The following is a 24,464-nucleotide window of genomic DNA, read 5'->3' on the forward strand; positions in this document are numbered from 1 at the left end:
GGTAAAAGAAAAAAAGCCATAAAATTAAGATAGTTGCCTTAGGTGTATTCGCTATGCTTTGCTAAAATCTACAGCTTACTTTGTATATAAAAATACAGTCGCACAATTGAAATTAGCGAGTAAATAAATGACCAACGGGTGTCAAAAATTAAATATCTTAGGGAAGCTAGATAAAATTTTGATGGCGCACACGCCAAATAATAGCCAAGGGATTAAACGTTTTATTTTAGAGTTCTGGTTCTTTGGTATCATCAATGCACGTTCTTGTTTATTTGCTGGTTTTTTCTTTTTGGCCTTGTTTTTAGTGCCAGCGAAAGGGGTAATGGGGCTTCCTCGCTATGATGCCCTATTAATTTTTGCCGTCACATTTCAAGCTTTATTGGTATGGTCAAAACTAGAAACATGGGATGAATTAAAAGCAATCTGTGTTTTTCATTTAGTCGGTTTTATGATGGAGTTATTTAAAACCTCTGCAACTATTGGTTCATGGCAATACCCCGATGAGGCTTATTCCAAGCTTTGGGGCGTTCCTTTGTTTACTGGTTTTATGTATGCGGCGGTAGGGAGCTATATCATTCAGTCTTGGCGGTTTTTTAACGTTAGAATTGAACATTACCCACCTTATTGGATGGCGACACTTGTTGCTCTTGCCATTTATGTGAATTTTTTTAGCCACCATTATATTGATGATTACCGTTGGTATTTGACAGCTTTTATTTTTGGCTTGTATGCACGTAGTGTCGTTTTTTATACCCCATTAGATAAAGAACGCAGAATGCCTTTATTACTAGCTTTTATGTTGATTGGTTTTTTTATTTGGTTAGCTGAAAACTTTGGGACATTTTTTGGTGTTTGGCAATACCCAAACCAAATTGGTGCTTGGTCAATGGTGCATGCGGGCAAATGGGGAGCATGGTCACTGTTAGTGATTGTTACCTTCACAATTGTTGTACATCTCAAACATATTAAGGCAAATGTGACAATCTCACGCTAATAGCACAAATAGCGGAATTAATTATGATAAATCTTGCCGCCATGCATCGATAGATAAAGGCTCACCAAAATGGCTTTCAATTAGGCGGCGAGTGACATCATGCAGAGGGGCGGCTAAAACTTCAGCAGTATTGCCTCGCTCGACAACTTCTCCTTTATCCATCACTAGCATTTTATCGCTAATATGTTTCATCATGCCTAAATGTTGGGTGACATAAATAAAAGCAATATCTTGCTTTGCTTGTAAATCCAACATTAGATTAATGATTTGCGAACGCATCGACATATCTAAAGAAGCCAATGCTTCATCCGCAACAATAATTTCCGGCTGTAGGATAAGTGCTCTAGCCAATGCGATGCGTTGTTTCTGCCCTGATGCTAACATATGAGGGTAATATTCTGCATGGTCAGCAAGTAAACCTACTTGGCGAAGTGTTTGAATTATACGCCTTTCACGCTCAATTCCTGTTAAATCAGTGTTTAGCTTTAAAGGAAGCTCAAGGGTCTGGCCAATACGCTGCCTTGGGTTTAATGAGGTGCTGGGGTCTTGGAATATCATGCGAACCCGTTGACAACGGTAACTGTAATCACCAAATTTGAGGTGCTGCCCACGGATAAAAATATCGCCACTAGTGGGCTCGACAACACCTGATAACATACGTGCAAGTGTCGACTTCCCTGAACCGTTGGCGCCAATAATGGCTAAGGTTTGGCCCGCTTGTAAGTTAAAACTGACAGGTTTTACGGCTTGTAACTCATGGCGATGAAATAGCCCTTCACGGAAACGGAAAGTCTTAGTGAGGTTACGTACTTCAAGTAAGGTTTCCATTATGGCTGTTCCTCGGTGTTTAACGGATAGTGACAAGCAACGAGATGGCCTTTAATACTACGTAATTGAGGCGCAATGATACAAGTACGCTGCGCATAAGGGCAACGTGGACCAAGGCGGCAACCAATAGGCAAATGTTCCAGTGAAGGAATTGCACCGGGTAAGGTATTCAACCGCCCTTTGTGAGGAATTGGGCTTTCAAAATCAGGAATTGAACGAATTAGGGCTTGTGTATATGGGTGCCGTGGGCGCTGTAACATATCTTCAGGAGTTGCACTTTCAACGGTTTGACCACAATAAAGTACATTAATACGGTCAACTAATTTTGACATCATTTCCAAATCATGGCTAATCAGTAGAATACCCATGTTATTGTTTTGATTTAACTTATCAAGTAAACGAAATATTTGAGCTTGCGTGGTGGACTCCATTGCGTTGGTCGGCTCATCCGCAATCAATAAACGGGGTTGGTTAGCAATGGCGATAGCTATCATCACTTTTTGGCATTCACCGTCAGTGAGTTCATAGGGATAGCTACGCATAATATCTTTATGGTCTTTAATACCAACCCGGTGTAATAACTCTATCGCTCGGCGTTTTCGCCAATTAAAGCGTTGCCACCAACGGCCCTTATAGGTCCAACTGGGAATAGATTGAATTAGCTGTTTACCAATATCTGCCGCAGGGTCGAGACAAGACTGGGGCTCTTGAAATATCATTGAAATATTATGGCCAATTAACCGGCGGCGTTTACGAGGACTGAGTTTTAATAAGTCGATATCTTGAAAACGAAAGCGGTCGGCTGTTACCCTAATATTATCTTTAGTTACCCCACAAATTGCTTTGGCGATTAGGCTCTTACCTGAACCTGATTCGCCGACTAAACCGCGTATTTCACCTTCAGATAGAGTCATGGATACACGGTCAACCGCTTTAACAGGGCCATTCGCCGTCATAAATTCGATGGTTAAATTGCGGATGTCTAATAGTGGCATTATTCAACTCCCGCATTAATCGCTCGGTGTAACCCATCGCCTAAAAGGTTAACAAAGAGCACGCTTATCATGATAGCAATACCAGGAAGGATCACGGTCCAAGGTGCGACATAGATAAGTTCTAAAGTATCACCAAGCATTGCCCCCCATTCAGAGGAAGGGAGTTGTGCACCTAAATCAAGAAAGCCTAAAGCGGCAATGTCTAATATGGCAATTGATAGCGCGCGAGTCAGCTCAGTAACCAAAATTGGTGTGATGTTAGGAAGTACGGTATACCATAAAATAAAAATATTTGACGCCCCATCAAGGCGTGCGGCGACAATATATTCTTTATCTAATTCATCATGCACTGCAACATAAATAGTTCTCACCATTCGAGGAATCAATGCAAGACAAATAGCTAGCATAGCATTTTGCAAACTAGCCCCCATAAATGCCACAACAATAATGGCTAATAATAATGAGGGAATAGACAATAGGGTATCAAGTATATGGTTAAACACTGCCGATTTTAATCCACGAGTCATTCCGGCTAAACAACCTAAAACCAACCCGATAATTGTCGCAATGAAGGTCACTAAAATAGCAGAGCCAAAAGTTGATTTAGTACCGATTAATAGCCGGCTAAGAATATCGCGACCAAGATCGTCAGTCCCGAAGAAGAATGCGACCTCACCGTAGTGCGACCAAGAGGGTGGTGTTAATTGATAACCTAAAAACTGTTGATCTAATGCGTAAGGAGCAAGATAAGAACCTGTAAAGCATAGAGCCAACAAAATTAGGACGCCAATAAACCCCACCATTGAAATAACATCTGATGAAAATAAATTCCATACCACACGTGTTGGGGATGGCATTTTTTGTTCACGATAAAAATTATCTGAGGACATACCAATCCTTATGCTTTAATGGGTCCATCATAGCGCCTAAAATATCAGAAAGTACATTTACTGTAATGACTAATGCACCGATTAGCATTACCCCGGCTGAAATCGCCGAATAGTCTTCTTGACGGATCGCAGTGACTAACCAACGGCCAAGCCCCGGCCAGTTAAAGACTAGCTCGGTTACCATTGTGAGAGTTAGCATTGTTGAGAACTGTAACCCAAGTTTAGGGATGATAGGTGGAATAGCATTGTGAAAAATATGGCGCTGAATAATTTTAATTCTTGAGAGACCGCGGATAGCTGCGGCTTTTATATAGTTTTCACTAGCAATTTCTTCGGTACTGTTCCTCACCAAACGTATAACTTCTGTCGTGGGAGCGAGTGCTAGGGTTAGCACTGGCAGCATCATATGCTCAAGTACGTTAATTATCATATCCTTACGATAGGGCGAATCTGAAAGCCATGCATCAATTAAAGCAAACCCTGTCACCGGTTTAAGATTATATAAAAGGTCAATACGACCAGAGACGGGGAGCCACCCAAGATGTAATGAGAAGAATAAAGTTAAAACAAGCGCTAGTACAAAGACAGGCACAGAAAAGCCCAATAAAGCAAAAATACTGATAACAATATCGGCAGGTTTGTTACGCCAAAAAGCCGCTATAATTCCAAGCGGGATCCCTGTGGTTAATGCAAAGATAAAGGCTAAAATACACAGCTCCATTGTTGCAGGGAAGGTATCTTTTAGCTGTTCGGTTATGGGCTCACCATTGATACTAGAAACACCAAAATCAAAATGAAGTAAACCATCGAAATAGAAAATATAAGCATCAATGAGTGACGCACCACTTAACGGCGCGTTAGGTGTAAAATAACTTAAGCTAAAGCTCACTAATGATAAAAAGAATACGGTAACTAGTAGCAATAAAAAACGACGCAGAGAATAAATTATCATGGTTGCGAACTCGGCTTTTTAGGTGCAACTTTAATTTTTTGCTCCATTTCACGATACACCCCAGCAAAGGATGTGTTACCAAAGGCACTGATCATTAAGCCCTTAATATCATAACGATATGCTTGTAAACGTAAAGAATAGGCTAGGGGTAAAACGGGAAGTTCTTCCCCTAAAATTTGCTGCGCTTGATGGTAATAATCGATACGAGCAGCGAGTTGTTGTGTCAGCAATGCTTTATGCAAAATCTCATCAAATGAAGGGTTGCACCAGTGGCTCAAGTTGGTCTGTGAACCTATTGCTGCACAGCTAAGCAAAGGACGAAAGAAACTGTCAGGGTCATTACTGTCTGTTGTCCATCCTGCGAGTGTCATATCATGAGACCTATCCATTAATTGGTTTTCTTGAAAGCGGCCTTCAACAGAACGGATATTCATAATAACTCCGACTTGTGCTAAATCAGCTTGGATAAGCTCAGCCATTTTCAATGGGCTGGGGTTGTATGATTGTGAAGCAATTGGCACCCATAAGTCTAACTTGAGGTTTTCTAACCCCATTTCTTGTAGCATTTGCTTTGAGAGTTCTGGATTGTAATCTGTTATTTTGGCTTGGTTATCATATGCCCACGAAGCCCTAGGTAGGATTGATGCCGCTGTTTCAGCGGTACCATAATAAATAGACTGCATTAGCCTTTCATTATTGATCGCATAAGCAATAGCTTGGCGTACTTTTAGCTTATCTAATGGCGGTTTACTGGTATTAAATGATAAATAAGCGATATTCATACCCGAGCGCATGGAAATCCGTAAGCGTGGGTCATCACGTAACACTTTTAGTTGGCTTGCCGCGGGGTAAGCTAAAACGTCGCATTCCCCTGTGAGTAATTTTGAAATACGCCCAGTTCCACCGGCACCCATATCGACGACGACTTCTTCCATACGAGGTTGACCTTTCCAATATTGGTCATTTCTAAGTAAACGAACAAATTGCCCAGCTTGGTAGTCATCTAAATTAAATGGCCCTGTGCCAACAGGACGCCAGTCAATCAACTCTTGGCGGTTAATACTCGAAAGGTAGTCTGCATATTCAGCCGACAGGATAGGGGCATAGTGAGTCGCTAAGTGCCATAAGAAGGAGGCATCCGGTGAGTTCAAACGGAACTCAACCGTATAGTTATTAATTTTTTGTATACTTTGTACGCTACTCGCAAATTGCAAACTATCAAAATAAGGGTAACGGCCACCATTAATATAATGGTAAGGATGATTTACCTCAAACATACGGGCGAAGCTAAACACAACGTCATTTGCATTCATGTTGCGGGTCGGTGAAAACCAAGGCGTATTTTGGAATTTTACGTCTTTACGTAGGTGTAAACGGTAAGTTGCGCCGTTATCAAGAACCTCCCAACGTGATGCCAGTTCGGGAATTAAACGATAGGTAAAAGGGTCGACATCTAATAGGCGGTCATAAATTTGTGCGCCAAGAGGGTCGACAATGAGCCCACTGCTGACCAACTGAGGGTTAAATGTTGTGACGATGCCATTTACACAATAAATAAAACCTTTTTGGCGTATATCAGCTGGGACCTCGTTTGCCACGATGTCTGGGTAATGCCCTTGGTTAGCAAGTGCACGGGCAGATAAAGAAATGATAAGTAAAAACCAAAAAGTTAGTTGGCGCATAACACTGATATCGTTAACCTGAATGAGCCTATTGTAGCGTAAAAATAGGGGCTCTGGGTATAAGCAAAATTTTAATCAAAAAAATAGGAATGAATAGGCGTAATTAATGGAGTAAACCTAATAATCTAACTTTAAATTATTAGGTTTATCATTGAACTATGTCTTAATGAGAAAAAATCTCATTAAAAAGCTTTACAAACGACATTGATAACGATTATCATTCGTTTTGTCGATTAAGCAAACGCTTATGTAGACAAGGCATGACATTGCTCACATTGCTTCCAGTGTTTTATTTGATAGCCAGCATGGGTGCTGGCTTTTTTTTATCCAAACATAAGCAGTCAATTGGCACAGACGGCAGTAATAAAAAGCGAATTTATTCTAAACCAACATATTTTAAATCATCTTTTGTCACTTTGCCTTGAAGGGTACACAAAAAGCGAACGACACCTCTTTGCTCATCCTTTTCAATAATCAGCATTTTTTCAGCGGCATTCTTGTCAAGGTTGTAACGTTGAGCTGCATTTTCGTTAAATACCCAGTGATCTTGTAAATTATGCCTAATCATGGGGGAATATATATAACTATTACCAATCTTGATAATGCTAATCCTTGATGTAGTATGGCGGATCACTTCTTCAAGGCTTTGTGTTGTTTCGAACCCCCAAAAATAATACTGTCCACGCATTCCCATATAAGAAAAGTCATCATATTTGTCAAAATCACTATGACTAGCAATAAAACGGTTAAAAGTGACTTTATTTGTCGGGGAAAAATTGATATTGACAGAAATTTGCTTACCATCACTAAGCTGTGATTTATTTAAAATGTCAGAGACATCTTGTAAGGCAGGGCTTTCTTTAATTTTCTCAAAAAAGGATGAGTCACAATAAGAAAAAGTTCTCATTAATGACTCAGCATTGGTGATAGGAGATAAAGCTAGAATAAAAAATGTTACAGCTAAAATGTTTATATTTTTCATAATAGTCTCCTTTTAGTAAATAAAGTTATGGTCTAGAGATATCACATAAATACATTTCGCACAGTAGATAAATATGACAATTTGTAAAATAAAGAAATAATTTAATTTATTAAAGAGTGTTCTGAGAATAGTAAAAAATTATAATGATAAGAATGCAGGGTATAACATTGGCATAATCATTATGTTAATAATTAACTTATTGTGCGAGAAGATTTACCCAATAAAATTGTATAAAATACTTAGTTAAGATAACCTTAATTTTTTATCTCATTGAAAATAATTGCAGATTAATTAATTTAAGGCAAGTTGATAAAAATTGAACCTTATCTAATTGATATGCTTAAATTTAAACTCGGGGTTTGGTTTTTTGCTTTTATTTAGAAAAAATAATATATATGTATTTAAAATTTAAATATTATTAGGTGTTATCGCGTATTAGGTAATAAAGGTTGAGGCCAATTTTTTGAAATATTTGGCAATAAAAATACAGTTAATAAGGAAGATAATAATGTCTAAATTTAAAGCCGTGTTCAAATAACCATAATGTCACTTGAACACTATTTATTATTAGGGCTCTAATTTAATCTGATGTTTTTTAATCAAACCACGTAGTTGGTCATAACTTAATGAAAGTAATTTTGCAGCTTTACGTTGGTTAAAATGGCTTATTTCAAGTGCTTGCTCTAACAACCTTTTCTCAGATGTTTGTTGCCATTGGCGCAAGTCACAAGGTAACGAGGGCAATGTTGAGGAAGAAGGAGACACAGATTGTTGAGCAGGTAATGACTCATGTAATTCTGTGAGTCGCTCTCCAAAGGGGTTAAAAATAATATTGTTGACAGGCTCTGCACGGTCACCATGACGGTATACGGAGCGCTCTATGACATTTTTCAATTCACGTACATTACCAGGCCAAGGGTATTGTTGTAGTGTTTGTTGGGCATCATGAGTAAAACCAGTAAAATGTGAACGTTTTAGTTCTCCACACATTAAAATGGCGAAATGCTCTGCTAGTAGTAAAATATCTGGTTGGCGTTCACGCAAAGGTGGTATGCGGATTACATCAAAAGCAAGTCTGTCTAAGAGGTCTGCTCGAAATCGACCTTGTTTCGCCAGTTCTGGTAAATTCGCATTAGTAGCACAAATTAAACGAACATCAACATGTAATGATTGGCTTCCTCCCACTCGTTCTAATTCACCATATTCAATTACTCGTAATAATTTTTCTTGTACTGACATTGGGGCTGTGGCTAATTCGTCCAGAAAAAGTGACCCTTTATCAGCGCGTTCAAAGCGGCCTTGATGGCGTTTTTGTGCGCCTGTAAAAGACCCTGCCTCATGTCCGAATAATTCAGAATCCAGTAAATTCTCATTGAGTCCACTGCAATTGAGAGAGATAAAAGCTTCTTGCCATCGAGGGGATAAGTAATGAAGCCTATCGGCGATAAGCTCTTTACCTGTACCTCGTTCACCAATAACCAGTATAGGTTTACTCAGTTGAGCGAGCTCGGAGGTTTGTTCTAGTACGTCTAAAAAATTACTTGAAATACCAAGGATCGGGTCATTAGTCTCTTTCATGGTTATTTTTACCAATAGTTGGTTTAAAATGCCTATTTTTTACTATAGGCTAAAATGAAATAAAAGGGAAAGCATATAATTATTTACTTAAAAATCATTTGGATATAAATAAATTTTAAAGTTGGCACGCTAGTTGCAATATTTTCTTCGCAAATAGTTTGGTATAACGAATTAATTGTATGACTTACGGAGCGTCAGGTATTGGTTGGAAGCCAAATCAGGTCGAGGCGCTACAGAATGATAAAATCCATCAAGAGGAAATAAATAATGGGTATTTTTTCACGTTTTGCCGATATCATTAATGCAAACATCGCTTCTTTGTTAGACAAAGCTGAAGATCCGCAAAAAATGATCCGCCTGATGATTCAGGAAATGGAAGATATGTTGGTTGAAATTCGCTCAACATCTGCACGTACTCTAGCAGAAAAAAAAGGGCTAGAACGCCGTATTGAAATGGGTGAAAAGCAAGTTGCTGATTGGCAAGAAAAAGCAGAATTAGCACTCGTTAAAGATAAAGAAGATTTAGCGCGTGCTGCATTGATTGAAAAACAAAAAGTTAGTGACATGGTAGATACATTAAAACATGAGCTAATTATTGTTGGTGAAACATTAGCCCGTTTGAAAGGCGAAATTACTGAATTGGAAAATAAACTGCAGGAAACGCGTGCTAAGCAGCAGTCCATGGTAGTTCGTATGGAAGCTGCGCAATCAAGCCGTAATGTTCGCCGTCAGTTGGATAGCGGCAAGCTTGATGAAGCTATGGCGCGTTTCGAACAGTTTGAACGCCGTATCGACCATATGGAAGGCGAAGCCCAAAGTTATGGTATTGGCAAACAAAAATCACTGGACCAACAGTTTGCTGAATTGAAAGCAGACGATGAAATTAGTGCGCAATTAGCTGCACTTAAAGCTAAAATAAACAAAGAGCAATAACAGTATTTTTGATGCACTGATGCGTTGGTAACATCGTATCAGTGCTGTAGACAAGCAAACCATATGTATAAGGAAATGTGATGGGCTACGTTTTTCTGTCTCTCGGATTAATAATTTTTCTCATTTTTATTTTGCCTATTTGGCTGTGGTTACACTACAGCAAAAAGAATAATGGGCAAGGGAGTCAGCTAACCGAAAATGAAATACAGCGTTTAATGCAATTGGCTGAACAGGCATCACATATGCAGCAACGTATTAAAACGCTTGAAGACATTTTGGATGCAGAGCACCCAAATTGGAGGCAAAAATAATGACTCAATTTCGCGGCCGTAAGCTGTACCGTTTAACGGATAGACGAGTGTTCGGTGGTGTATGTTCGGGTATTGCAGAATACTTGGAACTTCCGGTTGCTTTGGTTAGGGCATTGGCTGTACTGGCTTTATTTGTCAGTTTCGGAATTACATTAATTTTGTATATTGTTATGTGCTTTGTTGTTGAAACCGCGCCAAGTGGTTATCGCTCAGAGCAAGATATTGGGCCTGAAGTGAGTAGCCTAATAAACCAAATAGATACACAGTTAAAATCAGGTGAAATGAAGCTACGCCAGATTGAAAGATATGTAACTTCAGATACTTATACTGTTAATAGTAAATTTCGTGATCTATAACATTTCGCATTGTCATCACACGATAAGGGGTTAGGTATTGATGCCGAATCCCTTTTGTTTTCAACGTGTCAGTGAGCGCAGTATGTCAAATCAAACCAATCCTCGATTAAAAAAATTCGCTAAACAACTAATATTGAAGAGAGGAGTTAAATTTATTTTATTGTTATTGATGACTTATGGCCCTGCGGGTGTCATCGGGAAAATAATTAAGCTGTTGAGCAGTAAGTGGCTAATAAATGCGTTAATTAAGCGGTTAACCTAATTCAATTTGTTGTTTTATGCTAAATTAATAAGGGTATTATCTATCTAACCACCAGTGTTGTTGGTGAAATTGATTTATATTTAAAGGATAAGTCTTCGGAGGAGCATGAAACGGCTGCAAAATGAATTAACTGATTTGATGAACCGGAGTGTTGACCGTCATGTCAGGCTAGCAGTAACCGGGCTTAGCCGTAGTGGTAAGACGGCATTTATCACCTCGTTAGTTAATCAATTATTGAATGTTAATACTGGTGCCCGGTTACCATTATTTTCCGCTGCAAGGGACAAACGATTATTGGGTGTTAAACGCGTTCCTCACCGTGATTTATCGGTACCACGTTTTGCGTACGATGAAGGGATCGCTTCACTCTATGGTCAACCTCCACAATGGCCAACGCCGACTCGAGGCGTGAGTGAAATCAGCTTAAAATTACATTATCGTTCAGAAGATTCTTTCCTTCGCCATTTTGTTGATAATTCTTCGCTATATTTGGAAATAGTTGATTACCCAGGTGAATGGCTATTGGATCTTCCTATGCTGGATTTGCATTATTTGGCTTGGTCAGAGCAAATGCATACTTTAGTCAAAGGGGAACGAGCTCATTTAGCGCAATCATGGCTGACTTTGTGTGAGAAATGTGACCCATTAGCGCCTGTCGATGAGAATTTATTGGCTGAAATTTCAGAAGCCTATACACAATATTTATTAGAATGTAAGGCCCAAGGGCAACATTTTATTCAGCCTGGTCGTTTTGTATTACCTGCGGAATTGGCTGGGGCTCCAGCGTTGCAATTTTTCCCTTGGCCAAATGTTGCAAAATATGGGGAGAAAAAGCTCGCCCAAGCAGGTAAGAATACGAATATTGGCGCGTTACAACAGCGTTATCAATATTATTGTGAGCACGTAGTAAAAGGGTTTTATCGGGAGCATTTTCAACGCTTTGATCGGCAAATTGTTTTAGTTGATTGCTTGCAACCGTTAAACAGTGGGGCTGATGCATTTAATGATATGAGAATGGCGCTGACCCAATTGATGCGCAGCTTTCAATATGGGAAACGGACATTATTAAGACGCTTATTTTCTCCTTGTATTGATAAATTACTGTTTGCTGCCAGTAAGTCCGATCATGTTACCCCTGATCAACATGCAAATTTAGTGGCGCTTTTACAACAATTGGTTCAAGAAGCTTGGCAACACGCCGCATTTGAAGGGATAAGCATGGATTGTGTTGGGTTAGCGTCGATACAGGCCACAGAAAGCGGTCTTGTGGATTATAAAGGCGAGAAACTACCCGCTTTAAAAGGCGAGCGCTTAAGTGATGGTTTGCCGTTGACTTTTTATCCAGGGGAAGTGCCAAAACGGCTGCCAAATGAGCAATTCTGGCAACGGCAAGGTTTCCAGTTTGAAAACTTTAGGCCACGATTTACACCTATTGACCAACCATTGCCCCATATCCGTATGGATAGCGCGCTAGAATTTCTGTTGGGAGATAAACTAAAATGAATGAACCTCTAAAACACCGTCTTGATTTTGCTGATAGCCTTGAAAAAGAAAATGAAGAAAAGCTGAAAAAGGCACATTTTTTTGATGAGCAAGAGCTTGAAAAATTTACGCCTATCTCTTTGGAATTAGAACAAGATAACCAAGAAGGTGAGGTAGAAAGCCTAATTAACGAAGCATTAAAACCTAAAAGAAGTTTTTGGCGTAAGTTAGTCGGAACCGCAGTGGGGGTTTTTGCTGTCAGTGTGGTCGCTCAATTAGGTATTTGGATACACCAGTCATGGGTTACTCAGGATTGGACGGCCCTAGGTACTGCGGCAGCAGGGGGCTTGATTATTATTGCCGGTGTAGGGTCAATTGCGGGAGAATGGCGGCGCTTGTACCGCTTAAGAGAGCGGGCGCAAGAACGGGATTTTGCGCGAGAACTTTTACACAGCCATGGCATGGGGCAAGGAAAGCCTTTTTGTGAAAAACTGGCCAAACAATCGGCATTATCGGCACAACACCCCGCACTGCAACGTTGGCAGGCAACTATCCATGATTCTCATAATGACCGAGAAATCGTAGAATTATACAGCAGAATGGTTCAACCTATTTTGGATGAACAAGCACGCAAAGAAATTAGTCGTTGCTCGGCTGAGTCGGCAATCATGATCGCGGTTAGCCCATTAGCGATTGTCGATATGGCTTTCATTGCATGGCGTAACATTCGTTTAATCAACCGAATTGCTGCAATTTATGGCATAGAATTGGGCTATTATAGCCGTATTAGGTTGTTTCGTATGGTGTTAATCAATATTGCATTCGCTGGAGCATCTGAATTGATCCGTGAGGTCGGTATGGATTGGCTGTCACAGGATATCACCGCGCGTTTATCGACACGTGCCGCACAAGGTATCGGTGCAGGCTTGCTAACCGCTCGCCTTGGTATCAAAGCGATGGAGCTATGCCGGCCATTGCCTTGGATTGAAGACAAACCAAGGTTAGCTGATTTTCGTCATCAACTTATTGGTCAATTAAAGAATGTTATTCCCAGTAAGAAAAATAAATCATAAATAGAGAATAATTGGCAGGGGGAGTTGACAGTTTTGACTCACCCTGCAGCATTATTTGTCAATTAATAGTTTTATTGCTATTCCAACACACAAAAAAAAGCCTAAAATAGTGATATTGTCTGAGTATTCACGTTAACATTACAGACTGTCAACAATATGTGACACAAACACTGTATTCCCCTAGTATTTAACGCTAAAATACCTTTATTCAATCGACTTTTCTGATAAAGGTTTCTATCCATGCGCCTCGAAGTGACCTGCCAAGACCGAATCGGTTTAACACGTGAATTACTTGATCTTTTAGTCCTGCAAAATATTGACTTGAAAGGGATTGAGATTTCACCACAACGTAAAATTTACCTTAACTTCACACCTGTAGATTTTCAGGTATTTAGTACATTGATGGCAGAGATTCGCCGTATTAATGGTGTCATTGATGTACGTCGAATTTACTTTATGCCTTCAGAACGAGAGCATAAAGCTGTTTGGGCGTTATTAAATTCATTTCCAGAGCCCGTTTTGTCTATTGATAATAAATTAAATATCGAATTGGTTAACCCAATGACATTACAATTATTTGGCTACGATGAAACCAAAATTCGTGAGAAAACATTTTCTCAACTCGTTGGTAGCCAAGGTTTATTGCGTTGGTTTGAACGTGAATCACCAGAGCCTTATACAGAAAAAGTCGTTATTAAAGGCCGAGACTATTTAATGCAAGTCACGCCAATTATCTTGGCTGATGAAAATGGTAAATCCCATTGTACAGGTGCAGTGTTATTGCTGAAATCGGCTGAAATTTTAGACCAACAGCGTAAACAAGTGGTTGAAATTGATAAAAGCGGCTTTGAACAAATTATTGCTGTTAGCCCTGTGATGGTAAATGTGGTTGAACGGGCAAAACGTATAGCGATGCTTGATGAACCCTTGTTACTTGTGGGTGAAACAGGAACAGGGAAAGATATTTTAGCGAAAGCTTGCCATTTACATAGCGCGAGGGGGAAAGAACCTTTCTTAGGGTTAAATTGTGCTTCGATGCCTGATGATGTGGTGGAAAGTGAATTATTTGGTTATGCCGCAGGGGCGTATCCAAATGCAGTTGAAGGTAAAAAAGGTTTTTTTGAACAAGCAAATGGTGGCACTGTTTTACTTGATGAAATTGCAGAAATGTCGCCTCAAATGCAAATTAAATTATTACGTTTTCTAAATGATGGGACATTCAGGCGTGTTGGCGAAGAGCGGGAAGTGAAAGTGAATGTTCGCGTGATTTGCGCTACGCAGAAAAATTTACCTCAGCTAGTCGCAGAGAAGAAATTTAGGGAAGACCTTTACTACCGTTTAAATGTGTTAACACTAGCTATACCGCCATTACGTGAACGCAAAGAAGATATTTTACCGTTGACTAAAGCATTTGTTGCGAGTTTCTCGAAAGAATTACATATGGCTGAACCTAAATTAACGCCTTCATTAATTGAGTATTTGGGAAGTTATGACTGGCCGGGCAATGTAAGGCAGTTAAGAAATGCACTTTATCAAAGTTTAACGCAATTAGATGGCCATATTTTAGATGCAGATAACGTCCAACTGCCAACTGTTGCGAACACACCTGCTCTGGCGTTAGATTCACTTAATGGTTCTCTAGATGAAATAACGAAGCGTTATGAAGCTTCTGTGTTGTCACGTTTATACCGTGATTATCCAAGTACGCGCAAATTAGCAAAACGTTTGGATATTTCTCATACAGCAATTGCCAATAAGCTGAGAGAATATGGCCTCAATACCAAAAAAGAGCAAGATTAAATACAATGAGTAAAAGATTAACATTCATATTAGCTGCAATATTGGTTGGAGTGAGTACACCAATGATGGCGGAAACATCGATACCAAATAATGAGCTAAACCAATATTGCCAAGATACTGTGCAAACTATGGATGAAATCTATGAAAATGGTGCGTTGACTAAATGCTATTTTACGGGTGATTCAATCCTAGAAGCCTATCAACACTACCGAGCAGGGTTGGTTGATGGGCAACAATTCTTAACTAAAAAGCTAATGATAAAAACAGATATGGATATGCCATGTCCATCTGAAGGGTGTGTTGCTATTCGCTACCGTTGGAATGGTGGTCAGAACTTAAAAATTGAACAGGAATTCGAAGGTGGGGAAACTCACTTACAATTTAGGCAAAATAGTGATGGGACATCGCTAGAAATTACTAAACACCTTGATTAATTCATTTCTTTATTAACCATTCGGCGGGAGGCGATAAAACGCGCTTGTCTTGCTGAATGCTTATTTTTCTGTTTAACCACTCATATTTAGATTTCAAACGGGCAAAACCCGACTAATACTATTGCTAATTGGTGATTTTTCCTGCTATATAATAAATATAGCAGCTGTTTATGGGTACCTAATCTCATTCAATAGGTTAAAGCCTACAAGGAGTCGCCATGGATCAATTCACCATTAATTTTGTTGTAAACCTTAAGTTGCGTGAATACATGAGTCAGTCTCATTATAAAAATGATATGTTTGAGTCTGCGGCATCGGCTGCTGAATTGTATTTAATGAATAAAGCGGCTGTGAAATATTTAACCAAAAAAAACCGTTTTACGTGGGAAGCCTTAGTAAAAAATGGTTATAAACCCCGCGATTTAATTATCGATATTTTGACATCGTGTTGCCCTGTGACACAGGAGCAAGCATTAAAAGTATTAAGCACGTTATCGCACACATTGATTTCACTCATGAGCGGTAATAAATTGTTTGCGAATGTCGTTAATGCGAAGAACCATCACCCACTCTATTGGGCACATGTTGATTGACTTGATATTTTGTTGCAGCAAGGTGAAAGCGGGAAATAAACCTTCCCGCTTGGTGGTGACCTAAATAATATTAAATCACTTATTTTAAACTGTTTAAAGCATCGTCATAGTCAGGTTCTTCAGTGATTTCTGGTACTAGTTGACTATAAATAACATTGTCATTTTCATCTAAAACGACAACAGAGCGAGCGGTGAGGCCTTTTAAAGGGCCACTTGCGAGAGCAACACCATAATCATCAGCGAAAGAATCACTACGAAAAGCGGATAGCATAACAACATTGTCTATACCTTCTGCACCACAAAAACGAGCTTGTGCAAATGGTAAATCGGCTGAAATGCATAGAACCACTGTGTTATCTAAAGCACTAGCCAGTTGATTGAACTTGCGAACTGATGCCGCACAAACACCGGTATCAACACTTGGAAAAATATTTAAGATTTTACGTTTGCCTGCATACGTTTCTAAAGTTGCTTCACTGAGATCTTTCGTAACAAGGGTAAAAGGCTTTGCTTTTGTTCCTGCTTGTAAAAATACGCCATTAACTGCAACATCATTGCCTTTTAGTTTAACTGTTTGCGACATGAATATTCTCCCGTTTATAAATTGAGTCACTGGTTACTTAATCTGTTTTTTAAAGAAAAGTCTTCGCGATTAAAGGCTTTCATAGATAAAGTGACACAGTGTTGAGTTTTATACTCTATTAATGACCAAAATTTATACTGCTGCCTACATTGACTTACTGTATACCTTAAGTTGTGTGTGGGGCAAGTGACTCATTAACACGGCGACATAACGATAAATTAAGTTTCTTATTAAGGTATCACGTCGGATGATTATATAACTGTTAAGCCTTGTTAATGCCCACATTTTTTATCATACCTTTTTCAAAGTACTCTGTTGAGTGTAACAAAAGCTCGTTAGCCTGTATCCATTTCTTTAGCAACCTATAATTTATAGGATAAAATATCATGATCTTTAATGTTATTTTATTGGACGCAGCGACTCATAAAATTTTGGGATAGCGACGCGCTCCAAGGCTCAGATCTATTTAAGCTTACAATACGCTAAAGAAAACCTAGGATATGGATTTTTTAAAGCTCAAAGCATATGCTGCATAAAGGAAAAATTGTGAATAAAGAGGGGGCTAAACAGATTAATATTGTTCATACTCTGTCTCTATTCAAATCACTTAGCTAAATCTGATTTTTAGTTAAATTTACATATTAACCAGATAGAAAATAAAATGCATAAACGTCCATTCACACCTTTAACTATTTTATTTGCTTCAGTTTTTTTTACTACACCTGCTATTAGTGCAGTTATTCCTGCGGGGACTGTTTTAGCTGAAAATCAGGAAGTGACTCGCCACCTTAAAGATGAACCAGCTTCTTTGGACCCAGTGAAATCCGTAGGGTTAACAGAAGCACAAGTCATGCGAGATCTTTTTGAAGGTCTAGTTAACCAAGATAAGCATGGCAAACCTATTCCTGGAACTGCGCTTAATTGGAGTACATCGGATAACCGAGTTTGGATATTTAATCTTCGTCCTGATGCACGCTGGTCTAATGGTGAACCGGTGACAGCACAAGATTTTGTTTATAGCTGGCAACGGCTTGTTTCGCCTAATACGACGTCCCCTTTTGCTTGGTTTGCTGCATTAGCTGGTATCAACAATGCACAAGATATTATTGATGGGAAATTGCCTGTCGAGCAACTTGGTGTGGAGGCAGTTGATCAACACACGTTAAAAATTGTGTTAAATAAACCAGTCCCGTATTTTCCATCTCTTACTGCTAATTTTAGTTTATTTCCAGTACATCGCGAAACCGTTGAGAAATTTGGTGCTAATTGGATAAAAGTAGGAAATCTCGTTGGTAATGGTGCATTTGTATTATCTGACCGTGTTGTAAATGAAAAAATTGTTTTAACGCCAAATACAAATTATTGGGATCATAAAAATACGGTGGTTACTAAGGTGACTTTTGTACCTATTAATCAAGAATCTCATGCAACAAACCGTTATCTAGCTGGGGATTTAGACATTACAGAATCATTCCCCAAGCAACGCTATCAAAAATTGTTAAGGGATATTCCTAATGAGGTTTTTACACCAGATCAATTAGGGACTTATTATTACGCTTTTAATACACAACGTGCGCCAACGAGTGATGTTAGGGTCAGAAAAGCGTTGTCTATGGCGATTGACCGCCAATTAATTGCGAGCAAGGTATTAGGGACAGGAGAAAAGCCAGCTTATTATTTTACTCCAGATGTTACTGACGGGTTTAAACCAGAGAAAGGCTTATATAACAGCTACTCGCAAAAAGAATTAGACCAGCAAGCGAAAGTTTTGTTGCAAGAAGCTGGGTTTGGTACAAATCGCCCGTTGAAATTAACATTATTGTATAATAGTTCAGAAAACCATCAAAAAATAGCCATTGCTATTGCTTCTATGTGGAAGAAAAAATTAGGTGCTGAAGTTAAGTTAGTTAATCAGGAGTGGAAAACATATATTGATAGCCGTAATACTGGGAACTTTGATGTTATCAGGGCATCATGGATTGGGGATTTTAATGAGCCGTCGACATTTTTGTCTTTATTAACATCACAACATAGTGGCAATATTCCAAAGTTTAATAGCCAGCAATATGATGACGTTATGGGGTCCGCCAGTATTGAGACCAATGAGCGATTACGTAACCAATATTATAATAACGCGGAAAAAATTATTGCTAAAGAGGCACCTATTGCTCCTATCTATCAATATACTAATGCACGTTTAATTAAGCCTTGGTTAAAGGGGTATCCGATTGAAAACCCAGAGGATGTGGCCTATAGCCATAGTTTTTATATCATAAAACACTAACGTAACATATTAAATATTTACTTAGCCTGTACTAGGTATAGGCTAATTTTTTAAGTTAGTATCTAAAAAAACTCCTTCCTCTGGAGAAAGGGAAGGAGGACCAAAAAGGAATAAACACTACCTTTTTATAATAAAAAATTTATAAGTTATTTTATTGCTCGTTTGTGTCAACGATGTGTCTTTTTTTAGCAAAAATGGCGATATTTTACTATTTATCATGGTCTATTTGTCTTCTATGGGTTTTTATTGTTCTGCGCTTTTGATTTCAAACATCGCCTTGAAATAATTGCAATACTTCATTTATTCGATTAAAAATAATATATTGTTAATAAAAGGGAGAAATTGCATGGGGCTGATTTATGGTTCATTATTTCAAAACTCAAATCCTGTACATGCGTTTCAGTTAAATGGGGACGGTGGGCTGCTGCCACTTGATGTTAATGCGAGTGCCAGTCAGCAATCGCCATTTTGGCTTCATTACGATTATAAAGACCCACAAAGTTTTAATTGGATCCAACAATCGGGTTTATTTAATGACCAAGTAAAATCAGCGCTATCAGGTCATTCTGGTCGTTGGCGGTTGATCCGGGTTGGTGATGGTATTTTATTAACACTGCAAACCTTAAATACTAATGTCGGTCAGCGTCCTGAGCAGTTAATTGCTTTTCGTGTATTCATTAACAACCGGATGATAATTTCAAGTCGCCACCGAAAAGTTAATTCACTTGACCCTGTTATCGATGATTTAAAACAAAGCGTGGGCGCACAAAGTACGGGAGATTGGTTAGTTGAGGTTGCTGATTCGATTACGGATGAAATAAGTGATTTTACTGACTCTCTGCATGAACGCCTAATTGATATGGAAGATTTTATATTAAATGGCCAAATTCCGGAAAGAGGGGAGCTTGCTTTACTTCGCAAGCAGATCATTGTAGTTCGCCGTTACATGGCTCCTCAGCGGGATATGTTTTCACGTTTAACGACTGAAAAATTACTGTGGTTAGATGATACCGACCGTCGTCGAATTCAAGAAATATCAGATAGATTAGGGCGCTGTATTGAAGATCTCGATGGTTTTATCGCTCGTACCGCGATTATTTCTGATGAGATAACTAATATGATGACAGAGATGATGAATCGTCGTATCTATACAATGTCATTAATGGCGATGATATTTTTACCCACTACTTTTTTGACAGGGTTGTTTGGTGTTAATTTAGGCGGGATACCAGGAAATGAGTTCCGTTTTGCTTTTAGCGCCTTTTGTGTTTTATTGGCGATCTTAATTGGAACGGTCTTATGGTGGTTGAGAAAAAGCCGTTGGCTCTAAAATTGATGACTTATTATTTATAACCCAACCTAGTTTGAGATAAATCAATAAAACCAATGGGGTTTTAGGGCAGTATAAGTCCTGCAGGTGAATGCAACGTTGAGCGATGAACGTTGTGCTCCATAATTGTAGTTTTTCTCATATTGAGTTCTTATACAGAATAATTGACCACTGTAATGCCGATGTTGATTACATCGGCTTTTTTTTTTGCTTAAAATCCGACAAAAAATAACCTCCGTTATGGAGGCTATAGGTTAATTATTTCACTTCTACGATATCAAGACGTTGTGTAATAAAATCTGGGGTATCATCTTCATCAGTAAAAGCTTGCAGTGGGATTTCTTCTCGATCAAATGCTAAATCTCCACCATCGATGATGTCATCGCCGTGAGAAATATTTTTGAAATCAAAAAGCTCGGTATCACATAAATGAGATGGAACAACATTTTGGGTGGCACGGAACATGGTTTCAATTCTACCAGGGTAGCGTTTATCCCAATCACGTAACATTTCTTTGATCACTTGCCGTTGCAGGTTTGGCTGTGAACCGCAAAGGTTACAAGGAATGATGGGAAATTGTTTAGCTTGTGCGAAACGCTCAATGTCTTTTTCACGGCAATAAGCCAGAGGGCGAATAACGATATGTTTTCCGTCATCGCTCATTAGTTTAGGTGGCATACCCTTTAATTTACCACCGTAAAACATATTTAAGAACATGGTTTGCAAAATATCATCACGATGATGACCAAGCGCTATTTTTGTCGCGCCTAATTCTGTGGCTGTGCGGTATAAGATCCCACGACGTAAACGGGAGCATAGGGAGCAGGTTGTTTTGCCTTCCGGAATTTTTTCTTTAACAATGCCATAGGTATTTTCTTCAACAATTTTGTATTCAACGCCAAGGTTGTCAAGATAGGCGGGTAAAATATGTTCAGGAAAACCCGGTTGCTTTTGGTCTAAGTTTACAGCCACCAATGAAAATTGGATTGGTGCACTTTTTTGCAAGCTTTGTAGAATGGAAAGTAAGGTATAACTGTCCTTGCCACCGGATAAACAAACCATTATCCGGTCACCATCTTCAATCATATTGAAATCAGCGATCGCTTGGCCGACATCACGGCGGATCCTTTTTTGCAGCTTGTTTAAGTTGTATTGTTCTTTATTGTTTGTCATTCTAAATTGTTCTTCATTGTTGCTGGTTGTTACGCAATTAGCTGTAAATTAATTGTTTTTTAGCTTTGTGATGTTCATGGTTGGGTGTCACTTTTCGGTTATTTTTGCCTGAAAAAATCAAAAAAACCAAGTCCCAAGATTAGAAATAAATAGCTAACAGACACAAAACTAAAAAACATTCCTAGCATAGAAATTTCTTAGCCTGTAATGATAGCAGATGGTTGGGGGCTTTCGATACTAATTAGTAAAAAAGCTTTATTATGTGTCTTGCTTCTTGACTAGTGTGATAGTTTGGCAAGCAACTTGAGGAGGTACATTAACTTGAAAAATAATGGGTAAGCTCTAATTGATGAGTCGAAGTCCAATCTAAAATGGTAGAGCTAAAAATGTAGGGTTAATACTATCGTACAGCTAGTTAACTTTGTTTAATTTTTTGAGTTCATTATATTAAATGAGCGATTTTTTCTAAAAATATTTGAGTTACGTAAACAGAGTCCAAATTAGCTTATATTAGATTTGAGTTATTAAATATACCGCTATTAATATTTCTATTTTTATAGAGGGGTGACAAAAAATGCCCTGTAGTGTTAATTAATAACGCGTGATTAATATTATGATTTTAATTTGGTGATTAATTTTGTTTTTTATAAAGTTACCGTTATATTTGTAAATATAATGAGTAATAGTGTAAGTTGATGATTGTTTTTGATTTTGTTTTTTTTGTTAATTATCAATTAGTTATGGTATTTTTCTGGTGAATAAAAAGTTAATAAACCTAATTTTAATATTGATGCTTTAATCTATTTACTTGAAAGTTTCGACTTATATATTATATTTAATATATGTAGGCGTTGTTATTAACTGAATTAGGAGATAGATATGAAAATTAAAAAGTTATTTGCCATTTTTATATTCGCCTCTATATCAGTGATGGGTATCGCAGGGTGTTCATCAAATCAAAAAATAGAGACTGTTGACGGCCGGGCTATTATTTCAGATGGAAAACCTGAAGTGGATAGCGAAACAGGACTGGTTTCCTATAAAAATGCTGAAACGGGTGAGATTGAGCAGATAAACAGAGACCAAATAAAAAATATGAATGAGTTACAAAATTAATTAAGTTCATATATTGTTTTGGTGTTAATTTAATCGCATTCATCGATGTACTTTAGCTAGGTCATTGATGTGATAAAAAACCTCTTTATGTAGAGGTTTTTTATTTGTTCGGATAGGTAATTGAAACCTCCAAAGTACAATAATGTCGCTAGAAGGGATATGATGGTACAACTAAGATAGAAGTTGGTGTGGTTAAGTAAAAATGGAATAGAAAAATTTATAGTTTTTATCTGATTGAATACTAATAAACAAGTGATTAACCTAGATAAAAATGGAGGAAACATGCCTACAATAAACCCGATGGAGTTGATTTCATATACTATAGCAAATACCATAAAAATGGTGGTCACCCCAGTAGAATATATCGTTCAAAGTGGGGCTATAGGTGATGTGGTATTTATCAGTTGGCTATTTATAGGGTAAAAATTCTGCACTATATTAATAGTTATCGCCTGTGTTTATCTGGAAAGAAGGAAGGTTTAACTTCCTTCTGACTGGTTAAATAGAACTAAATAGTGAATTCATCACACAGTTTTTGTAATCTCATGAGAAACCTACCAACATGAAAACCATCACAGACAGCATGATGTACTTGTACTGCTAGTGGAAGTAATAATGTATCGTTCTCACTGTAAAATTTCCCTATAGTAAAAATTGGGGCGAAATTTTTTGTTATATCAGAGATATTCAAATTAAAGCTATCAAATTCTACCCATGGCAAAGATGATATATAAAAGAGATTGTCAGCTTGTATTGGCTGAGGAGATAATTTGGGGTTATCTTTGTACAATATCAACTGTTGATGATAATTCTCCATAAATTGGCAAATATCATCAGAATACTCGCACCATAAAGCAGAAAATGTTTCAGTTTCTTGGTGGAAAATTGTAAAGCTTGGGTTAATTTTATCCCATAAAATAAGCTCACCATTTTTTTTGGCTAATTTAAACTCATCGTAGGTATTTGCCACTTGTGATAGCAAATAAATAATAACTGGGTAAAAACTATAATTTGTTGAATCTATTTGCTTTTTTAAATTGGTGATATTTATCTTCGTTGTTAAACTAAAACCACAGTTTATAAGTTGGTCGTATACATGGAAGTGCTCTTTACGTTGCCATGTATCAACGTTAAATTTTATGTAATTCACTTTTAAACCCTTCTAATAATAAATGGAAATTTTTTATTAGAAGGGGAGTTTTTCTGCTTTTGGTAACATTATGATAGCCCCTTGTATAATGGTTATAATAGATTAATATTTTACTGAGTAGTTATATCTTGTCGAGTTAAATGTGACATAATCTAAATAAGAGCGTCCTTAGTGTACAATCATAAAGGTAATACTATAATTTAGAAGATGGTTCTGCATCAATATAAATATCAAACAGCACCTTAAGATCAACCTTGAATACCTTAGAAAGTAATACAAGGTGGTCTATAAATATAGATAGGGAGCCATCCTCATATTTTATATAGACGCGTTCAGAAACAGAAATCAGTTCTGCTACTTGCTTTGTCGTTAATTGACTTTCTAGACGTTTTTCCTTAATAAAATTACCTAATACGATGTTACCAACTTTGTTTTTCTTCATAATAGCCATTTTTTCAGTGAGTTTTTTAGTGATTATCGTAGATGAAAATTAATATTCAATGGGTAATAATCTGTAAAATGAAAGATTAAAGTTATTAATAAGCAATGTTAATTTAAACTAATTTAATTTGAATAGTTTAGCTATCAAAATTTAATGATATTTTATATGTGCTATATGTTTGAAATTAGTAGGATGTATCATGATGAATGATAAATTATGCTTATTACACTAATAAGCACGC

General features: G+C 37.9%; 24 protein-coding genes. 13 read left to right on the forward strand and 11 right to left on the reverse strand.

Features of this window, described 5'->3' with window-relative positions; genetic code table 11:
* Positions 1-127 precede the first annotated feature (127 nt).
* The gene (locus tag ACHB7C_RS02085; protein WP_048607024.1) at positions 128-994 is read left to right on the forward strand and encodes a DUF817 domain-containing protein; all 867 of its coding nucleotides are present in this window, start codon (positions 128-130) and stop codon (positions 992-994) included.
* A 21-nt stretch (positions 995-1,015) separates the two neighbouring features.
* Here the strand turns inward: ACHB7C_RS02085 and sapF are convergent, their stop codons facing one another.
* The 7 genes from sapF to pspF all read right to left on the reverse strand — a co-directional run bounded on the left by sapF (position 1,016) and on the right by pspF (position 8,901).
* Positions 1,016-1,822 carry a putrescine export ABC transporter ATP-binding protein SapF gene (gene sapF / locus ACHB7C_RS02090; RefSeq protein WP_042844012.1) on the reverse strand — a complete coding sequence of 269 codons (807 nt, stop codon included), beginning with the start codon at positions 1,820-1,822 and terminating at the stop codon, positions 1,016-1,018.
* Positions 1,822-2,817 (reverse strand): putrescine export ABC transporter ATP-binding protein SapD, encoded by a 996-nt coding sequence (gene sapD / locus ACHB7C_RS02095; RefSeq protein WP_042844011.1) that lies wholly within the window; start codon positions 2,815-2,817, stop codon positions 1,822-1,824. Before sapD ends, sapF begins: the two co-directional genes overlap by 1 nt.
* On the reverse strand, positions 2,817-3,707 hold the full coding sequence (gene sapC / locus ACHB7C_RS02100) for a putrescine export ABC transporter permease SapC (RefSeq protein ID WP_042844010.1): 891 nt from the start codon (positions 3,705-3,707) through the stop codon (positions 2,817-2,819). Before sapC ends, sapD begins: the two co-directional genes overlap by 1 nt.
* Complete coding sequence (gene sapB, locus ACHB7C_RS02105) at positions 3,694-4,659, reverse strand: putrescine export ABC transporter permease SapB (protein ID WP_042844008.1); 966 nt, start codon at positions 4,657-4,659, stop codon at positions 3,694-3,696. The genes sapC and sapB overlap by 14 nt, the downstream gene beginning before the upstream one ends.
* Positions 4,656-6,341 carry an ABC transporter substrate-binding protein SapA gene (gene sapA / locus ACHB7C_RS02110; RefSeq protein ID WP_048607026.1) on the reverse strand — a complete coding sequence of 562 codons (1,686 nt, stop codon included), beginning with the start codon at positions 6,339-6,341 and terminating at the stop codon, positions 4,656-4,658. Before sapA ends, sapB begins: the two co-directional genes overlap by 4 nt.
* Before the next feature lie 376 nt (positions 6,342-6,717).
* On the reverse strand, positions 6,718-7,323 hold the full coding sequence (locus tag ACHB7C_RS02115) for a hypothetical protein (RefSeq protein ID WP_042844006.1): 606 nt from the start codon (positions 7,321-7,323) through the stop codon (positions 6,718-6,720).
* Positions 7,324-7,890: 567 nt separating this feature from the next.
* Positions 7,891-8,901, reverse strand: a complete 1,011-nt coding sequence (pspF, locus tag ACHB7C_RS02120) for a phage shock protein operon transcriptional activator (RefSeq protein WP_048607030.1) — start codon at positions 8,899-8,901, stop codon at positions 7,891-7,893.
* A 267-nt stretch (positions 8,902-9,168) separates the two neighbouring features.
* On the opposite strand from pspF, the gene pspA reads away from it, so the two are divergent.
* From pspA to ACHB7C_RS02160, 8 genes are all read left to right on the forward strand, one after another.
* Positions 9,169-9,834, forward strand: a complete 666-nt coding sequence (gene pspA, locus ACHB7C_RS02125; RefSeq protein WP_042844004.1) for a phage shock protein PspA — start codon at positions 9,169-9,171, stop codon at positions 9,832-9,834.
* Positions 9,835-9,914: 80 nt separating this feature from the next.
* Complete coding sequence (gene pspB, locus ACHB7C_RS02130) at positions 9,915-10,145, forward strand: envelope stress response membrane protein PspB (RefSeq protein ID WP_042844003.1); 231 nt, start codon at positions 9,915-9,917, stop codon at positions 10,143-10,145.
* Positions 10,145-10,501, forward strand: coding sequence for an envelope stress response membrane protein PspC (pspC, locus tag ACHB7C_RS02135; protein ID WP_042844002.1), 357 nt, complete (start codon positions 10,145-10,147; stop codon positions 10,499-10,501). Before pspB ends, pspC begins: the two co-directional genes overlap by 1 nt.
* 367 nt (positions 10,502-10,868) lie before the next feature.
* Positions 10,869-12,266, forward strand: coding sequence for a YcjX family protein (locus ACHB7C_RS02140; protein WP_395346264.1), 1,398 nt, complete (start codon positions 10,869-10,871; stop codon positions 12,264-12,266).
* A complete protein-coding gene (locus tag ACHB7C_RS02145; RefSeq protein ID WP_166684876.1) occupies positions 12,263-13,318 on the forward strand; it encodes a YcjF family protein in 1,056 nt (351 codons plus the stop codon). Before ACHB7C_RS02140 ends, ACHB7C_RS02145 begins: the two co-directional genes overlap by 4 nt.
* Positions 13,319-13,558: 240 nt before the next feature.
* Positions 13,559-15,118, forward strand: a complete 1,560-nt coding sequence (gene tyrR, locus ACHB7C_RS02150; RefSeq protein WP_042843998.1) for a transcriptional regulator TyrR — start codon at positions 13,559-13,561, stop codon at positions 15,116-15,118.
* Positions 15,119-15,123: 5 nt separating this feature from the next.
* Positions 15,124-15,552, forward strand: coding sequence for a hypothetical protein (locus tag ACHB7C_RS02155; protein WP_071548028.1), 429 nt, complete (start codon positions 15,124-15,126; stop codon positions 15,550-15,552).
* A 218-nt stretch (positions 15,553-15,770) separates the two neighbouring features.
* Complete coding sequence (locus ACHB7C_RS02160) at positions 15,771-16,145, forward strand: hypothetical protein (protein WP_042843996.1); 375 nt, start codon at positions 15,771-15,773, stop codon at positions 16,143-16,145.
* Between the two features lie 79 nt (positions 16,146-16,224).
* Here ACHB7C_RS02160 and tpx read toward each other — a convergent pair whose 3' ends face one another.
* Positions 16,225-16,728: a thiol peroxidase gene (gene tpx / locus ACHB7C_RS02165; protein WP_042843995.1), complete on the reverse strand. Its 504-nt coding sequence runs from the start codon at positions 16,726-16,728 to the stop codon at positions 16,225-16,227.
* Between the two features lie 661 nt (positions 16,729-17,389).
* Between tpx and ACHB7C_RS02170 the strand changes: the two genes are divergently transcribed.
* Both ACHB7C_RS02170 and zntB read left to right on the forward strand, forming a co-directional pair.
* Positions 17,390-19,012, forward strand: coding sequence for an ABC transporter substrate-binding protein (locus tag ACHB7C_RS02170; protein WP_042843994.1), 1,623 nt, complete (start codon positions 17,390-17,392; stop codon positions 19,010-19,012).
* A gap of 346 nt (positions 19,013-19,358) precedes the next feature.
* Complete coding sequence (gene zntB, locus ACHB7C_RS02175; protein WP_042843993.1) at positions 19,359-20,342, forward strand: zinc transporter ZntB; 984 nt, start codon at positions 19,359-19,361, stop codon at positions 20,340-20,342.
* A 258-nt stretch (positions 20,343-20,600) separates the two neighbouring features.
* Here zntB and ttcA read toward each other — a convergent pair whose 3' ends face one another.
* Entirely contained in the window at positions 20,601-21,515 is a 915-nt protein-coding gene (gene ttcA, locus ACHB7C_RS02180; protein ID WP_042843992.1) for a tRNA 2-thiocytidine(32) synthetase TtcA, read from the reverse strand.
* Positions 21,516-22,394: 879 nt separating this feature from the next.
* Between ttcA and ACHB7C_RS02185 the strand changes: the two genes are divergently transcribed.
* The gene (locus ACHB7C_RS02185) at positions 22,395-22,631 is read left to right on the forward strand and encodes a YgdI/YgdR family lipoprotein (RefSeq protein ID WP_042843991.1); all 237 of its coding nucleotides are present in this window, start codon (positions 22,395-22,397) and stop codon (positions 22,629-22,631) included.
* Between the two features lie 282 nt (positions 22,632-22,913).
* Entirely contained in the window at positions 22,914-23,054 is a 141-nt protein-coding gene (locus ACHB7C_RS02190; protein ID WP_164975491.1) for a hypothetical protein, read from the forward strand.
* A gap of 85 nt (positions 23,055-23,139) precedes the next feature.
* Here ACHB7C_RS02190 and catA read toward each other — a convergent pair whose 3' ends face one another.
* Positions 23,140-23,781 (reverse strand): type A chloramphenicol O-acetyltransferase, encoded by a 642-nt coding sequence (catA, locus tag ACHB7C_RS02195; RefSeq protein WP_129465843.1) that lies wholly within the window; start codon positions 23,779-23,781, stop codon positions 23,140-23,142.
* 193 nt (positions 23,782-23,974) lie between these two features.
* Positions 23,975-24,223 (reverse strand): helix-turn-helix transcriptional regulator, encoded by a 249-nt coding sequence (locus ACHB7C_RS02200; RefSeq protein ID WP_166684877.1) that lies wholly within the window; start codon positions 24,221-24,223, stop codon positions 23,975-23,977.
* Between the last annotated feature and the right edge of the window lie 241 nt (positions 24,224-24,464).

Origin of the sequence: Providencia sp. 2024EL-00732 (assembly GCF_044006275.1) — a bacterium.
GTDB classification, from domain to species: domain Bacteria; phylum Pseudomonadota; class Gammaproteobacteria; order Enterobacterales; family Enterobacteriaceae; genus Providencia; species Providencia huashanensis.

What these genes read in the sequence shown, in the direction of transcription:
- ACHB7C_RS02085 (WP_048607024.1), top strand. Translation starts at nt 128, where the DNA reads ATGACCAACGGGTGTCAAAAATTAAATATCTTAGGGAAGCTAGATAAA.
- sapF (WP_042844012.1), bottom strand. Translation starts at nt 1,822, where the DNA reads ATGGAAACCTTACTTGAAGTACGTAACCTCACTAAGACTTTCCGTTTC.
- sapD (WP_042844011.1), bottom strand. Translation starts at nt 2,817, where the DNA reads ATGCCACTATTAGACATCCGCAATTTAACCATCGAATTTATGACGGCG.
- sapC (WP_042844010.1), bottom strand. Translation starts at nt 3,707, where the DNA reads ATGTCCTCAGATAATTTTTATCGTGAACAAAAAATGCCATCCCCAACA.
- sapB (WP_042844008.1), bottom strand. Translation starts at nt 4,659, where the DNA reads ATGATAATTTATTCTCTGCGTCGTTTTTTATTGCTACTAGTTACCGTA.
- sapA (WP_048607026.1), bottom strand. Translation starts at nt 6,341, where the DNA reads ATGCGCCAACTAACTTTTTGGTTTTTACTTATCATTTCTTTATCTGCC.
- ACHB7C_RS02115 (WP_042844006.1), bottom strand. Translation starts at nt 7,323, where the DNA reads ATGAAAAATATAAACATTTTAGCTGTAACATTTTTTATTCTAGCTTTA.
- pspF (WP_048607030.1), bottom strand. Translation starts at nt 8,901, where the DNA reads ATGAAAGAGACTAATGACCCGATCCTTGGTATTTCAAGTAATTTTTTA.
- pspA (WP_042844004.1), top strand. Translation starts at nt 9,169, where the DNA reads ATGGGTATTTTTTCACGTTTTGCCGATATCATTAATGCAAACATCGCT.
- pspB (WP_042844003.1), top strand. Translation starts at nt 9,915, where the DNA reads ATGGGCTACGTTTTTCTGTCTCTCGGATTAATAATTTTTCTCATTTTT.
- pspC (WP_042844002.1), top strand. Translation starts at nt 10,145, where the DNA reads ATGACTCAATTTCGCGGCCGTAAGCTGTACCGTTTAACGGATAGACGA.
- ACHB7C_RS02140 (WP_395346264.1), top strand. Translation starts at nt 10,869, where the DNA reads ATGAAACGGCTGCAAAATGAATTAACTGATTTGATGAACCGGAGTGTT.
- ACHB7C_RS02145 (WP_166684876.1), top strand. Translation starts at nt 12,263, where the DNA reads ATGAATGAACCTCTAAAACACCGTCTTGATTTTGCTGATAGCCTTGAA.
- tyrR (WP_042843998.1), top strand. Translation starts at nt 13,559, where the DNA reads ATGCGCCTCGAAGTGACCTGCCAAGACCGAATCGGTTTAACACGTGAA.
- ACHB7C_RS02155 (WP_071548028.1), top strand. Translation starts at nt 15,124, where the DNA reads ATGAGTAAAAGATTAACATTCATATTAGCTGCAATATTGGTTGGAGTG.
- ACHB7C_RS02160 (WP_042843996.1), top strand. Translation starts at nt 15,771, where the DNA reads ATGGATCAATTCACCATTAATTTTGTTGTAAACCTTAAGTTGCGTGAA.
- tpx (WP_042843995.1), bottom strand. Translation starts at nt 16,728, where the DNA reads ATGTCGCAAACAGTTAAACTAAAAGGCAATGATGTTGCAGTTAATGGC.
- ACHB7C_RS02170 (WP_042843994.1), top strand. Translation starts at nt 17,390, where the DNA reads ATGCATAAACGTCCATTCACACCTTTAACTATTTTATTTGCTTCAGTT.
- zntB (WP_042843993.1), top strand. Translation starts at nt 19,359, where the DNA reads ATGGGGCTGATTTATGGTTCATTATTTCAAAACTCAAATCCTGTACAT.
- ttcA (WP_042843992.1), bottom strand. Translation starts at nt 21,515, where the DNA reads ATGACAAACAATAAAGAACAATACAACTTAAACAAGCTGCAAAAAAGG.
- ACHB7C_RS02185 (WP_042843991.1), top strand. Translation starts at nt 22,395, where the DNA reads ATGAAAATTAAAAAGTTATTTGCCATTTTTATATTCGCCTCTATATCA.
- ACHB7C_RS02190 (WP_164975491.1), top strand. Translation starts at nt 22,914, where the DNA reads ATGCCTACAATAAACCCGATGGAGTTGATTTCATATACTATAGCAAAT.
- ACHB7C_RS02200 (WP_166684877.1), bottom strand. Translation starts at nt 24,223, where the DNA reads ATGAAGAAAAACAAAGTTGGTAACATCGTATTAGGTAATTTTATTAAG.